This window comes from Frondihabitans peucedani, assembly GCF_039537585.1.
Taxonomy (GTDB): domain Bacteria; phylum Actinomycetota; class Actinomycetes; order Actinomycetales; family Microbacteriaceae; genus Frondihabitans; species Frondihabitans peucedani.
In genome coordinates this window covers 1,581,112-1,595,417 of the sequence record NZ_BAABAU010000001.1, presented here as the reverse complement: position 1 = coordinate 1,595,417, position 14,306 = coordinate 1,581,112, and the positions used below count along the sequence as shown (strand labels likewise).

General features: G+C 70.7%; 12 protein-coding genes. 11 read left to right on the top strand and 1 reads right to left on the bottom strand.

Features of this window, described 5'->3' with window-relative positions:
• Nucleotides 1-43: 43 nt before the first annotated feature.
• Nucleotides 44-382: a YciI family protein gene (locus ABD733_RS07300; RefSeq protein WP_344794556.1), complete on the top strand. Its 339-nt coding sequence runs from the start codon at nt 44-46 to the stop codon at nt 380-382.
• Nucleotides 383-463: 81 nt separating this feature from the next.
• Here the strand turns inward: ABD733_RS07300 and ABD733_RS07295 are convergent, their stop codons facing one another.
• On the bottom strand, nt 464-1,510 hold the full coding sequence (locus ABD733_RS07295) for a LacI family DNA-binding transcriptional regulator (RefSeq protein WP_425552868.1): 1,047 nt from the start codon (nt 1,508-1,510) through the stop codon (nt 464-466).
• 214 nt (nt 1,511-1,724) lie between these two features.
• Between ABD733_RS07295 and ABD733_RS07290 the strand changes: the two genes are divergently transcribed.
• The 10 genes from ABD733_RS07290 to ABD733_RS07245 all read left to right on the top strand — a co-directional run bounded on the left by ABD733_RS07290 (nt 1,725) and on the right by ABD733_RS07245 (nt 14,173).
• On the top strand, nt 1,725-3,263 hold the full coding sequence (locus ABD733_RS07290) for a sugar ABC transporter ATP-binding protein (RefSeq protein WP_344794554.1): 1,539 nt from the start codon (nt 1,725-1,727) through the stop codon (nt 3,261-3,263).
• Complete coding sequence (locus ABD733_RS07285) at nt 3,260-4,309, top strand: ABC transporter permease (protein ID WP_344794552.1); 1,050 nt, start codon at nt 3,260-3,262, stop codon at nt 4,307-4,309. The genes ABD733_RS07290 and ABD733_RS07285 overlap by 4 nt, the downstream gene beginning before the upstream one ends.
• A complete protein-coding gene (locus ABD733_RS07280) occupies nt 4,302-5,369 on the top strand; it encodes an ABC transporter permease (RefSeq protein WP_344794550.1) in 1,068 nt (355 codons plus the stop codon). The genes ABD733_RS07285 and ABD733_RS07280 overlap by 8 nt, the downstream gene beginning before the upstream one ends.
• Nucleotides 5,370-5,418: 49 nt before the next feature.
• Nucleotides 5,419-6,486 (top strand): rhamnose ABC transporter substrate-binding protein, encoded by a 1,068-nt coding sequence (gene rhaS, locus ABD733_RS07275; RefSeq protein WP_344794548.1) that lies wholly within the window; start codon nt 5,419-5,421, stop codon nt 6,484-6,486.
• 62 nt (nt 6,487-6,548) lie between these two features.
• Nucleotides 6,549-6,929: an L-rhamnose mutarotase gene (locus ABD733_RS07270; protein WP_344794546.1), complete on the top strand. Its 381-nt coding sequence runs from the start codon at nt 6,549-6,551 to the stop codon at nt 6,927-6,929.
• Nucleotides 6,926-8,365: an L-fucose/L-arabinose isomerase family protein gene (locus ABD733_RS07265; RefSeq protein WP_344794544.1), complete on the top strand. Its 1,440-nt coding sequence runs from the start codon at nt 6,926-6,928 to the stop codon at nt 8,363-8,365. Before ABD733_RS07270 ends, ABD733_RS07265 begins: the two co-directional genes overlap by 4 nt.
• 46 nt (nt 8,366-8,411) lie before the next feature.
• Nucleotides 8,412-9,578, top strand: a complete 1,167-nt coding sequence (gene rhaI / locus ABD733_RS07260) for an L-rhamnose isomerase (protein WP_344794542.1) — start codon at nt 8,412-8,414, stop codon at nt 9,576-9,578.
• Between the two features lie 2 nt (nt 9,579-9,580).
• Entirely contained in the window at nt 9,581-11,650 is a 2,070-nt protein-coding gene (locus ABD733_RS07255; protein ID WP_344794541.1) for a bifunctional aldolase/short-chain dehydrogenase, read from the top strand.
• 5 nt (nt 11,651-11,655) lie between these two features.
• The gene (locus tag ABD733_RS07250) at nt 11,656-13,140 is read left to right on the top strand and encodes a rhamnulokinase (RefSeq protein ID WP_344794539.1); all 1,485 of its coding nucleotides are present in this window, start codon (nt 11,656-11,658) and stop codon (nt 13,138-13,140) included.
• A 25-nt stretch (nt 13,141-13,165) separates the two neighbouring features.
• Complete coding sequence (locus tag ABD733_RS07245) at nt 13,166-14,173, top strand: LysM domain-containing protein (RefSeq protein WP_344794537.1); 1,008 nt, start codon at nt 13,166-13,168, stop codon at nt 14,171-14,173.
• The last annotated feature ends 133 nt before the right edge of the window (nt 14,174-14,306 follow it).

Here is a 14,306-nt window from a genome sequence, read left to right as displayed (position 1 = left end):
CCACCACGACCAACGACCACCACCACCACCGGGAGGACCCCTCATGCGCTATCTGCTCTTCATCTGCACGGACCCCGAGGCCCCTGTTTACGACCCCGCCGACGACGACATCGAGGACTGGGTCGCCGACGTCGTCCAGCGCGACATGTCGCGGGGCGGCAACCGCCTGCGGCCCGTCGATACCGCCAAGACGGTGCGGAAGCGGAACGGCGAGGTCATCGTCACCGACGGCCCCTTCGCCGAGACCCGCGAGTGGATCGCCGGCTACGACCTGCTCGAGTGCGCGTCGCTCGATGAGGCCCTCGAGGTGGCGTCGCGGCACCCCATGGCGCGGTACGGCCGCGTCGAGGTCCGCGCCGAGTGGCCCTTCGGCGAGGAGTAGGCGCCACCGCCCCACGTCTCGCGGACACCGCACCCCGCCGCGGCAGGGTGATCAGTCCGCGAGACGTTGCGCGGCGCGCGGTCAGGACGCCGAGGTCGACGCCCGCACGACGAGCTCCGGCTGATACACCACGTGCTGAGGCTCCGCGGGGGGACCGTCGGCCGCCTCGGCGAGCAGGAGCTCCAGACCGGTGCGGCCGATGAGCCCGGAGGGCTGCCGGATCGACGACAGCGGCACGACGGTCGCCTGCGCGAACGCGATGTCGTCGTAGCCGATCAGCGCGATCTCCTCGGGGACGCGAACCCCGCCGAGGATGCCGAGGCCCTGCAGCACACCGACGGCCACGAGGTCGTTGGCGCAGAAGACGGCGTCCGGGCGGGCCGAGGCGGGCCTCGAGGCGATGGCGGCGCCCGCCTGTCGCCCGTCGAGGACGGTCAGATCGGTCGTCGCGATGACCTCGATCGCTGCTCCGGGCACGCGCGCCACGGCGATCTCCGCACCCGTGAGCCGGTCGGCGACCTGCCGGATCGAAGAGGGCCCGCCGACGAAGGCGAGCCGCCGACGGCCGATGTCGAGGAGGTGCGAGGCGGCGATCCTGCCCCCGACGACGTCGTCGACCGACACCGAGGAGAAGGACGTGCCGCGGGCGGCCCGGTCGACCAGGACGGTCGGGATGCCCCGCTCGCGGAGGCGTTCGAGGCGGGCGACCTGCTCGCCGAAGGGAGAGATCAGCACGCCGCTCACCCGCTGCGTCTCGAAGAGGTCGAGGTAGGCGGCCTCGCGGCGTGCGTCGTTGCCGGAGTTTCCGAGCAGGATCGAGAGGCCGTCCGTTGCCGCACGGTCTTCGGCGCCGCGCGCGAGATCGCTGAAGAAGGGGTTGCCCGCGTCGAGGACGATGAGGCCGAAGCTGTGGCTCCGGCCGGCCCGGAGCTGGCGGGCGGCGTCGTTGCGGACGAAGCCCAGCTTGTCGATGGCGTCGTGCACGCGCTTCACCGCGGCGGGCGACACCTTCTCGGGCCGGTTCAGCACGTTCGACACCGTGCCGACGGAGACCCCGGCGAGGGCGGCGACGTCACGCACGCTGACGGTGGCCACCGCGACCCCCTCCGTCGAGCGTGCTCGTGTCACCCGACGCTCTTTCTTAGCACGCGAGAGGCCCTCCGTGATTGTGACGTTTCAATAACGCGGTCACGGCGAGGCCCGCAGGATCACGCCTTCTCGCCCTGCAGCCCGGAACGCAGCTGCGCTCAATGCTTGACTCCCGCCGCGAGGTGGTCCTAGAGTTCGAGCGATCGCTCCACTAAAACGATTCAATCCCGACGATGACGTTAGGTACCACTCAATGACGAGCACCCCCGTGACCGATGCCCCGGTCACCTTCGCGCTTCGACACGTGACGAAGTCCTTCGGCCCGGTCGTGGCTCTGGCGGATGGGACGATCGCCCTCGAGGCCGGTCGCATCCACGCCCTCGTGGGCGAGAACGGCGCCGGCAAGTCGACCATGGTCAAGACCATCGCCGGCATCTACCAGCCCGACTCGGGTGTCATCGAGATGCGCGGCGAGACCGTCGCGTTTCGCGACGCAGCCGACAGCAAGGCGGCGGGGGTCTCGGTCATCTACCAGGAGCCGACGCTCTTCCCCGACCTCACCGTCGCCGAGAACATCTTCATCGGCCGCCAGCCGCGCGGTCGCCTCGGATTCGTCGACCGGCCGGCCATGCGCCGCCAGGCGGCTGTCCTCTTCGAGCGGCTCGGCGTGCCGATCGACCCCGACCGCTCCGCCGAGGGCCTCTCGATCGCCGACCAGCAGATCATCGAGATCGCGAAGGCCATCTCGCTCGACGCGCGCGTGCTCGTCATGGACGAGCCGACCGCGGCCCTCAGCGGGGTCGAGGTCGACCGCCTGTTCGCCGTCGCGAGGAGCCTCCGCGACCAGGGGGCGGCGATCCTGTTCATCTCCCACCGCTTCGACGAGGTCTTCTCGCTCTGCGACACGATCACGGTCATGCGGGACGGCGCCTACATCGCCACGCACGACGCGAAGGACATCACCGTCGACGCCCTGGTCCGCGAGATGGTCGGCCGCGACATCTCGTCACTGTTCCCGAAAGTCGACGCGGAGATCGGCGACGTCGTGCTGTCGGTCCGCGACCTCGAGCGGGCCGGTGTCTTCTCGGGCATCTCGTTCGACGTCCGAGCCGGCGAGATCGTCGGCCTGGCCGGGCTCGTCGGTGCCGGGCGCACCGAGGTCGCGCGCGCGGTCTTCGGCGTCGACCGCTACGACTCCGGCACGGTGACGATGTCCGGGAAGCCGCTCAAGCCGCGCTCGCCCCAGGCGGCGATCGACGCGGGCATGGCGTTCGTTCCCGAGGACCGCCGCAAGCAGGGCCTCGTCATGGACCTCTCGGTCACCCGCAACACGACGCTCACCCTCCGGCACCAGCTCGCCCGTTTCGGCCTCCTCTCGCGCCAGGCCGAGCTGTCGTCCGCCGAGGAGTGGTCCAGGCGCCTCCAGGTGAAGACCGGGTCGCAGGATCTCCCCGTCTCGACCCTGTCGGGCGGCAACCAGCAGAAGGTGGTGCTGGCCAAGTGGCTCGCCACCGACCCGTCGTTCCTCATCGTCGACGAGCCCACCCGCGGCATCGACGTCGGCACGAAGAGCGAGGTCCACCGCCTGATCTCCGAACTCGCCGGCCGCGGGATCGCCGTCCTGATGATCTCGTCGGAGCTGCCCGAGGTCCTCGGCATGGCCGACCGCATCCTGGTGATGCACGAGGGCAGGATCACGGCCGAGATCGCTCGCGCCGACGCCACCGCCGAGCTCATCCTCCATGCCGCCACCCACGACGCCGACCAGCCCGGAACGGAGGCGGCAGCATGACCCGCGCCACCACCATCGACGCCCCGCCCGCCTCTCGCCGGGCCTCGAGCCCCGTCGCCCGCGGGATCGGTCGCACCTTCGCCTCCCGCGAGTTCTCGGTCTTCGCCGCTCTCGCGATCCTGCTCGTCGTGACGACCGTGGCGAACCCGCGATTCTTGACGCCGCAGGGCACGAAGGACCTCCTCCTGAACGCGGCGATCTTCGTCGTCATGGCCGTCGGCGAGGCGCTCGTGATCATCACGCGCAACGTCGACCTGTCGGTCGGGTCGATCCTCGGCCTCACGGCGTTCTCGACCGGCGCGGTCTACAGCGCCGTGCCCAGCATGCCGCTGATCGGCATCTTCCTCGTCGGGATCGTGCTCGGCGCGATCCTGGGAGCCGTCAACGGCCTCATCGTCACCACGGCCAAGGTGCCGGCGCTCGTCATCACCCTCGGCACCCTCTACATCTTCCGCGGCATCAACAACGCGTGGGCGGGGTCGACGCAGTACTTCGTCGGCAACGACCCGCCCGAGTTCGGGAACCTCTCGGTGCAGGTCGTCGCGGGCGTCCCGCTGCTCGCCCTCATCGCCCTCGTCGTCACGGTCGTCTTCGCGCTGTACATGTTCGGCGCCCGCTCGGGCCGCGACCTCTACGCGATCGGCTCCGATCCGGTGGCCGCCGAGCTGTTCGGCATCCGGGTGCGGACCCGCGTCATCACGGCCTTCGTGGCCAGCGGCGCCCTCTCGGGGCTCGCCGGCGTGCTCTACGCGTCGCGGTTCAACTCCGTCGGCGCCGACACCGGCACCGGCTACGAGCTGCAGATCGTCGCGGCGGTCGTCGTCGGCGGCGTCGCGATCTTCGGGGGCTCGGGAACCGTGGCGGGCGCGGCCATCGGCGCCGTGCTCCTCACCACGATGACCGGTGCGCTGGCGGCGCTGAACGTCAGCAAGTTCTGGCAGCAGGCGATCGTCGGCGTGCTCATCATCGCCGCGATCCTCATCACCAAGATCATCTCCGTCCGCAACGCGCGGCGGCTGCGAGTCAGCGAGGCGAAGAATGTCTGACACGAAGACCCGGGCCGAGGCGGCGGCGGCCCCCGCGACGACACCGACCCCCCGCCGCACCGGGCGACGGCTGCTCCGCTCCCGCGACGCGACCATCGTCTACGCCCTCGTGCTCATCGTGATCCTGGCCGCGATCTTCGTGCCCTACTTCGCGTCGGTCACGACCGTGAGCTTCCTGCTGATCGACGCGATCCCGATCCTGCTCATGGCGATGCCGATGGCGCTCATCATCATCACCGGCGAGATCGACCTGTCGGTCGCCAGCACGGCCGGTCTCTCCGCGGCACTCCTCGGAGTGCTCTGGCACCAGTCCGGCTCGCACGGGAACATCGCCGTGATGTTCGTGATCTGCCTGATCGTGGGGGCCGCGTGCGGCGCCTTCAACGGGTTCCTGATCGCCGTCGTCGGGCTCCCGTCGCTCGCCGTCACCATCGGCACGCTGGCGCTCTTCCGCGGTCTCGCGCTGGTCGTCATCGGCGACAACGCCGTGGCCGACTTCCCCGTGTCGCTCACGACGTTCGCGACGTCGAGCATCCCGGGCATCGGGGTGCCGACCGTCATGGTCTTCGTCCTCGTCGTCGTGGCCGTCTTCGCGGTCATCCTGCACTTCACTCCCTTCGGCCGGGCGCTGTTCGCGCTCGGCTACTCCACCGAGGCGGCGAGCTTCGTCGGGATCCGGGTGAACCGCTCGAAGTTCTGGCTGTACGTCGCGTCGGGCGTGATCTCGAGCGCGGCCGGCCTGTTCTGGGTGCTGCGGTACTCGAGCGCTCAGAGCGACAGCGTGCAGGGCCTCGAGCTCAGCGTGGTCGCCGCCGTCCTCCTCGGCGGGGTCTCGATCTTCGGCGGCTCGGGAAGCATCGTCGGTGTCGTCGCCGGCGTGCTGATCATCCGCACCGTGAACTACTCGCTCCAGCTCGGCGGCCTGCCCGACACCGCCCTGACCATCGTCACCGGCGGACTCCTCGTGCTCTCCGTCGTCGCCCCGAGCGTGTCCGCGCGCTTCGTGGCCGCCCGCGACCGCCGGGCACGCGCCCGGCTCGCGGACGCCCCAGCCACCTGATCCAGGCGGCGCCGAGCACCCGGCGCCGTTCCCCCAGAGAGGAAGAACAATGAAGTTGTCCCGAATCACCGATCGAGGCCCGCGCCCGGCGCGACGCACGATCCTCCTCACGGCCGCGGCGGCCACCGCCGTCCTGCTCACCCTGTCCGGCTGCTCCGGGGCAGGATCGGCGGGCGGCTCGGGCGGAGGCGCGAACAAGAAGATCAGCATCGCCTTCGTCCCGAAGCAGCTCAACAACCCGTACACGGACGTCGAGCTCGGCGGCGGCAAGAAGGCGGCGGCGGCCACCGGCGACGCCTACTCGGTCGTCGGCCCGAACACCGCCAGCGCCTCCTCGCAGGTGAGCTACATCAACACGCTGACGCAGAAGCACACCGACGTCATCGCGATCGCGGCGAACGACCCGAACGCGGTGTGCTCGGCGCTCAACCAGGCCAAGGCCGGCGGCGCGAAGATCATCACGTTCGACTCCGATACCGACAAGTCGTGCCGCAGCCTGTTCATCAACCAGGTCGTGGCGAAGGACGTCGGGCTCGTCGAGCTGAAGCAGCTCGGCGAGCAGATCGACTACCAGGGGGAGTTCGCGATCCTGTCGGCCACGGCGAACGCGACGAACCAGAACTCCTGGATCAAGTACATGAAGGACGAGCTCGCCTCGAACCCCAAGTACTCGAAGATGAAGCTCGTCACGACCGTCTACGGCAATGACGACGACACCACGTCGTTCCAGGTCGCCCAGGGCCTGCTCCAGTCGTACCCGAACCTCAAGGGCATCATCTCGCCCACGACGGTCGGCATCGCGGCGACGGCCCGCTACCTGTCGACCTCGTCGTACAAGGGCAAGGTCATCCTGACCGGACTCGGCCTGCCCAATCAGATGCGCCAGTACGTCAAGGACGGCACCGTCAAGGAGTTCGCGCTCTGGGATCCGGCGAAGATCGGCACCGCGACCGTCTACGCCGCGAAGGCGCTCGTCGCCGGCACCATCACCGGCAAGGAGGGCGACACCTTCAAGGCCGGATCGCTCGGAACTCTGAAGGTCGGCGCCGACAACACGGTCATCGTCGGTCCGCCGACGGAGTTCACGGCCGCGAACATCGACAAGTTCGACTTCTGATCGACCGCCCCGGGTCCGCGTCGACCGACGCGGGCCCCGGGCACCGACCCCGAGGATCCACAGTGCACCGCATCTGCTTCCTGCTCCGGGTGAAGCCCGAGCGACTGGCCGAGTACGAGACGATCCACGCGGCCGTCTGGCCCGAGATGCTCGAGGCCCTCAAGGCGACCGGCTGGAAAGACTACTCGCTCTTCTCCGACGGCCGCGGTCTCGTCGTCGGCTGCCTCCAGACCGACGACTTCGACGCGGCCCGGCGCGCCATGTCGGCGACCGACGTCGATGCGCGCTGGCAAGCGTCGATGGCTCCGTTCTTCGTCGACCCTCAGAACCCGACCGAGCAGCTCACGCCCATCTTCCACCTCGAGTCCCAACTGGAATCGGCGTCGGCGTCGGCGTCGGCGTCGGCGTCAGCATCGGCATCGAAGGAGACACCCGCATCATGACCCCGCCTCCCGACATCTCCCGCCTCCCGGGTGAGAGGCCTCGCCGCAAGCCCCGAGTCGGCCTCATCGCAGGCGGACTCGGCACCTACTGGCCCCAGTTCCCCACCCTCCTGCCTCAGCTGGAGGAGTCGGCGCGCTACGTCTCCCAGCGGTTCTCGGATCTCGACGCCGAGGTCGTCGACGTCGGCTTCATCTCGGACGCCCAGGACGCCGCCCGTGCTGCCGAAGAGCTCCGAGTGAGGGACTGCGACGTCATCGTCATGTTCCTCACCACCTACCTCACCTCGTCGATGGTGCTGCCCATCGCGCAGAAGACGAAGACCCCCGTGCTCGTCATCGACCTGCAGCCCACCGAGTCGATGGATCACGCCACGTTCGGCACCGGCGAGTGGCTCGCCTACTGCGGGCAGTGCGCGGTGCCCGAGGTCGCGAACGTCTTCCGTCGTGCCGGCATCCCCTTCCAGTCGGTGAGCGGCTGGCTCCGCCAGGAGAGCGCGTGGCGGAGGATCCAGCAGTGGATATCCGCGGCAGCCGTCCGCGGGGTGCTCCGTGGAGCTCGCCACGGCCTCATGGGCCATCTGTATCCCGGGATGCTCGACGTCTCCACCGACCTGACCCTCGTCTCGACGCAGTTCGGGTCTCATGTCGAGGTCGTCGAGTTCGACGACCTCCGGGTCCGCACCGAGGGCGTCTCCGAGGCGGAGGAAGCCGATCGCGTCGCCCTCGCCCGAGAGGTGTTCACCCTCGACGACTCTGTCGACGCGGAGAGCCTGGCGTGGAGCGCTCGCGTCTCGGTCGCTCTCGACCGGCTGGTGGACGACTTCGCCCTCGACTCCCTCGCCTACTACCACCGGGGTGCGGGCGGTGAGGTGCACGAGCAGCTCGGCGCCGGAATGATCCTGGGGGCGTCCCTGCTCACGGCGAGCGGTGTCCCCGTCGTCGGCGAGTACGAGCTGCGCACGAGCATCGCGATGCTCGCGACGCAGACTCTCGGCGCGGGCGGCTCGTTCACGGAGATCCAAGGGCTGAACTTCCTCGATGACGTCGTCGAGATGGGACACGACGGTCCTGCCCACCTGGCGGTCAGCTCTCGCGACCCGCTGCTCCGAGGCCTCGGCGTCTACCACGGCAAGGCCGGAAGGGGAGTGAGCGTGGAGTTCGACGTGACGCCCGGACCGGTGACTCTGCTCTCGCTCGGGCAGGGCATCGACGGCCGGTTCAGCTTCATCGTCTCCGAGGGCGAGGTCGTTCCGGGCCCGCTGCTCGCCATCGGCAACACCACCTCCCGAGTCGACTTCGGCCGCGACCCCGGCGAATGGGTGGACGAGTGGTCCGCCACCGGGACCGGCCACCACTGGTCGCTCGCCCTGGGGCATCGAGCGCACGACATCCGAGCGGCCGCCCGGCTCCTCGACGTCCCGTTCGTCCAGATCTGAACCGCACGATTCTGAACCGCCTGATTGTGAAGAGAAGAGACAGCGCATGACAACCTTCGCCGACATCGTCCCGACCCTGGAACGGCAGGCCATCGAGCTGCCCTCCTGGGCCTTCGGCAACTCGGGCACGCGCTTCAAGGTCTTCGGCACCCCGGGAACGCCTCGGAGCGCCGAGGAGAAGATCGCCGACGCCGCGAAGGTCAACGAGCTCACCGGCCTCGCGCCGGCGGTCGCGCTCCACATCCCGTGGGACCTCGTCGACGACTTCTCGGCCCTGAAGTCGCACGCCGAGGGGCTCGGGGTGCGCCTCGGGACGGTGAACAGCAACACGTTCCAGGACGACGCCTACAAGTTCGGCAGCCTCGCGCACTCGGACGCCGCGGTGCGCCGGAAGGCGATCGACCACCACCTGCGCTGCCTCGAGATCATGACCGAGACAGGATCGCGCGACCTCAAGATCTGGCTCGCCGACGGCACGAACTACCCCGGCCAGGACAGCCTCCGTCAGCGGCAGGACCACCTCGCCGACTCCCTCGCCGAGATCTACGCGGGCCTCGGCGACGACCAGCGCCTGGTGCTCGAGTACAAGTTCTTCGAGCCGGCGTTCTATCACACCGACGTGCCCGACTGGGGGACCAGCTTCGCCCAGGTCAGCGCCCTCGGGCCGAAGGCGTACACCTGCCTCGACACCGGGCACCACGCGCCGGGCACCAACATCGAGTTCATCGTGATGCAGCTCCTCCGCCTCGGGAAGCTCGGCTCGTTCGACTTCAACTCGCGGTTCTACGCGGACGACGACCTGATCGTCGGGGCGGCGGATCCGTTCCAGCTGTTCCGGATCCTGTTCGAAGTCGTGAACGGCGGCGGGCTGGAGGCCTCGTCGCCGGTCCAGTTCATGCTCGACCAGTGCCACAACGTCGAGGACAAGATCCCCGGGCAGATCCGCAGCGTGCTGAACGTGCAGGAGATGACGGCCAGGGCTCTCCTCGTCGACCGGGCCGCTCTCGCCGCTGCGCAGGCGGAGCACGACGTCCTCGGGGCGAACGGGATCCTGATGGACGCCTTCTACACCGACGTCCGCCCGGCGCTGGCCTCGTGGCGGGAGTCGCGGGGCCTTCCCGCCGACCCCATGGAGGCCTACGCCCGGTCGGGCCACGCCGAGAGGATCGCCGCCGAGCGCGTCGGCGGCACGCAGCTGAGCTGGAGCGCCTGAGCATGAGCGACACGACCGTCCCCTCGGCCGCCGCCGACGTCCCTTCGGCCGCCGCCGACCTGATCGCCCGGTCGAACCGGCTCGGCTCCGATCCCCGGAACACCAACTATGCCGGCGGCAACACGTCGGCCAAGGGCACCGAGATCGACCCCGTCACGGGCCGACCCGTGGAACTCCTCTGGGTCAAGGGCTCCGGCGGCGATCTCGGCACGCTCACGGAGGGCGGCCTCGCCGTGCTCCGGCTCGACCGGCTCCGCGCGCTGGCGGACGTCTACCCGGGCGTCGACCGCGAGGACGAGATGGTCGCGGCGTTCGACTACATCCTCCACGGCAAGGGCGGGGCGGCGCCGTCGATCGACACGGCCATGCACGGCCTCGTCGACGCCGCGCACGTCGACCACCTGCACCCCGACTCGGGCATCGCGATCGCGACCGCCGCCGACGGCGAAGCTCTCACGGCGACGATCTTCGGCGACCGCGTCGTGTGGGTGCCGTGGCGCCGCCCGGGGTGGCAGCTCGGACAGGACATCGCCGACATCAAGGCGGCGAACCCCGACGCGATCGGCACGATCCTCGGCGGTCACGGCATCACGGCCTGGGGCGACACGTCCGACGAGGCCGAGGCAAACTCCCTCTGGATCATCGAGACGGCCGCGGCCTACATCGAGGAGCACGGTCGACCAGAACCCTTCGGCGCCGCGCTGCCGGGATACGAGCCGCTCGACCCCGAGGCGCGACGAGCGCGTGCGGCCGCGCTGGCGCCGATCCTGCGCGGGCTCGTGTCGACCGACCGCGCCCAGGTCGGCCACTTCAGCGACGACCCGCGCGTGCTGGAGTTCCTGTCGCACGCCGAGCACCCGCGGCTCGCGGCGCTCGGGACCTCGTGCCCCGACCACTTCCTGCGCACCAAGGTCAAGCCGATGCTGCTCGATCTGCCGCCGGCCTCCACGCTCGAAGAGCAGGTCGAGCGCCTGACAGCGCTCCACGACGAGTACCGCGCCGACTACCAGGCGTACTACGACCGGCATGCGACGGACAGCTCGCCGGCTGTCCGTGGGCAGGATCCCGCGATCGTGCTGATCCCGGGCGTCGGCATGTTCTCGTACGGCGCCGACAAGCAGACCGCCCGCGTCGCCGGGGAGTTCTACCTCAACGCGATCAACGTCATGCGCGGCGCCGAGGCGATCTCGTCGTACGCACCGATCGACGAGGCCGAGAAGTTCCGGATCGAGTACTGGTCGCTGGAGGAGGCCAAGCTGCAGCGCCGCCCGAAGCCGAAGCCCCTCGCCTCCCGGATCGCCCTCGTGACAGGCGCCGCCTCCGGGATCGGCAAGGCGATCGCCACCCGCCTCGCGGCCGAGGGGGCGTGCGTCGTCATCGCCGACCTCGACCTCGCGAAGGCGCAGGCTGCCGCCGCCGATCTCGGCTCGACCGACGTGGCCGTGGGCGTCCAGGCGGACGTGACCAGCGAGGCCGACGTGCAGGCCGCCGTCGACGCCACCCTGCTCGCCTTCGGCGGGCTCGACCTCGTCGTGAACAACGCCGGCCTGTCGCTGTCGAAGTCGCTGCTCGAGACGACCGTCGCCGACTGGGACCTCCAGCACGACGTCATGGCGAAGGGATCGTTCCTCGTGTCACGGGCCGCGGCGCGCGTGCTGATCGATCAGGAGCTCGGCGGCGACATCGTCTACATCTCCTCGAAGAACTCCGTCTTCGCCGGCCCCAACAACATCGCCTACTCCGCCACGAAGGCCGACCAGGCGCACCAGGTGCGGCTGCTCGCCGCCGAGCTCGGCGAGTACGGCGTGAAGGTCAACGGCATCAATCCCGACGGGGTCGTCCGCGGCTCGGGCATCTTCGCGGGAGGCTGGGGTGCCAAGCGCGCGGCGGTCTACGGCGTCCCCGAGGAGGAGCTCGGCGCCTACTACGCCCAGCGCACCCTCCTGAAGCGGGAGGTGCTGCCGGAGAACGTCGCGAACGCGGTGTTCGTGCTGACGGCGGGCGACCTGTCGCACACGACCGGCCTGCACATCCCGGTCGACGCGGGTGTCGCAGCCGCGTTCCTGCGGTAGCAGGCGTGGACAGCACGGGTGGCGGGCGGTCGGGGACCGTCGCCGCCGTCGACCTCGGAGCGACGAGCGGACGCGTCGTCCTCGGACACGTCTCCCCGGGCGGGCTGCGCCTGCAGCACGTCGCCCGGTTCGCGAACCGGCCCGTCGCGGTGCCCGAGGGCGACGGCGCCGAGGGACTGCACTGGGACGTGCTCGGCCTCTGGCAGTCGATCCGCGACGGGCTCGCGGAGGCTGCGCGCCTCGATCCTGCGATCGCGTCCATCGGGGTCGACTCGTGGGCGGTCGACTACGGGCTGCTCCGCGGCGGACGCCTCGGGGGGCTCCCCTACCACTACCGCGACGAGCGCACGGCGGCCGGCGTCAGGGCCGTGCACGCGGCGGTGCCGGCCGACGAGCTCTACCGCCGGACCGGCCTCGCCCACCTCCCTTTCAACACGGTGTTCCAGCTCGCCGCCGATCGCGTCGCCGGCACGCTCGATCACGCGGACGAGGTGCTGCTGATCCCCGACCTGGTGAGCCGCTGGCTGACCGGTGCCTCGGTGACCGAGCGGACGAACGCGTCGACCACCGGGATGCTTGCCGCCGGGGGCGCGGGGTGGGACGAGGAGATCCTGCGGGTCGTCGGGGTGTCGCCCGGTCTCCTCGCGCCGCTCGTCGACCCGGGCACGGGCCTCGGCGGACTGCTGCCGTCGCTCCGCGCGACGCTCGGTGGCGGGCGGGAGATCCCCGTGACCGCCGTCGGCTCGCACGACACCGCGTCGGCCGTCGTCGGGGTGCCCCTCGACTCGGAGCACGACGCCTACATCTCGAGCGGGACCTGGTCGCTCGTCGGACTCGAGGTCGAAGCGCCGATCGTCACCGACGCGGCCCGAGCCGCGAACTTCACCAACGAGGGCGGCGTCGACTCGCGGGTGCGCTTCCTGAAGAACATCTCGGGGCTGTGGCTCCTCAGCGAGTCGATGCGGACGTGGGACGCCGCGGCCTCCGACGCCTCGCGCTCCAGCGACCTCGCCGCCCTCCTCGCGGCCGCCGCCGAGGTGCAGGGACCGGTGGCCGTGTTCGACGCCGCAGACCCCCGCTTCACGCCCCCGGGCGACATGCCGGGCAGGATCACGGAGTGGTGCGTCGAGCACGGCGTCCGGCCGCCCGCGACCCGCGCCGAGGTGGTCCGCAGCATCCTGGAGTCGCTCGCCGCCGCCTACGCGCAGACCCTCGACGAGGCCGAGGTCCTCTCCGGGCGCAGGATCACGACGGTGCACGTCGTCGGGGGAGGCTCGCAGAACGACCTGCTCTGCCGGCTCACCGCCGACCGCACCGGCCGCGTCGTGCTCGCCGGCCCGGTCGAGGCGACGGCGATCGGCAACGTGCTCGTGCAGGCACGGGCGGCCGGCCTCGTGCCGCGGTCGTCGTCGCTCGAGGCGCTGCGGGCTCTCGTCCGGGCGGCGTACCCGCCCGTGCGGTACATGCCGGGCCAGGCGCCGCTCGGCTAGTCTGCCGGGAGGGGGGAGCACGAGCATGGGGACGAAGACGCACAGGATCACGCGGCGACTGATCGCGACGACGGCCGTGGGCGCGGCGGCGGCACTGCTGCTGACCGGCTGCTTCGCGATCGGCGGGGGCGACTCCGCACGCGACCGGAAGCACTCGACGCGGCACTCCTCGGCCCCGGCGTCGGACTCGGCGACCGACCCTGCCTCGGCATCCGCGACGGACGGCCCCGGGGGCTCGTCACCGCTGCCGGCGCCGGGTGCGTCAGCCGAGGCCGGGTCGTCGGGCGGGGCAGGGTCGTCGGGCGGGGCAGGGTCGGCCGATCCTGCGCGGTCCCATCTCGCGACCGCTGCGCCCACCGAGGCGGCCCTGCCCGACCCGGTGCTGGTGCCGGTGCCGAAGGGCACGGTCGTCGCCGAGGGCGACGTGGCCTCGCCGAAGGGCAGCATCCACTTCCACTACCGGATGGTGTCCGACGGTGACGACACCTACTCGGCCCAGTACACGTCGGTGCGCTCGACCCTTCCGGTGCCCGTGTCGGTGACCCTGCTCGAGGTCGCGCCCCGGATCGGCGACGGGCTGACCTACCACGGCGTCGGCAACCACGCGCTCGGAGGGGCCTCTCCCGCTCCGAGCTCGACCGCGTCGCTCGACGTCGGGAACCCCGGCGGGCTCGGCACCCTCGTGACCTACTCCTCGGCCGATCCGGGTGCGTCCGTCCCGACCGAGATCGGCAGCGACAAGGTGCTCGTCGTCACTCCGGTCTCGTGGCACGTGCCCGTGCGGAAGACGAACGTCCACCCCGCGGACCACGGGGCGCGGCAGTTCGCATCCGGGATCGTGACCGCGAAGACCGCGACCGGCGCACCGCGGAGCTACCGCGTCGCCGGGGGAGACACGACAGCCGTGGTCGCCGCGCGGTTCGGCATCTCGGTCAAGGACCTCCTCTGGCTGAACCGCGGCCTCGAGGCGTTCGACTCGCGGCAGTACCTCTACGAGGACACCGACATCAACCTCGACCCCGAGCGCCTCTGATCGGCGGCCGGTCGGCGCGTCAGTCCGCTCCGAGTACGTTCTGACGTCGGAAGTACGGTCTGGATCGTACTTCCGACGTCAGAACGTACTTCTGGCGGCGGCGCGGCAGCGGCGCGGCGGCAGCCCGTCGGGG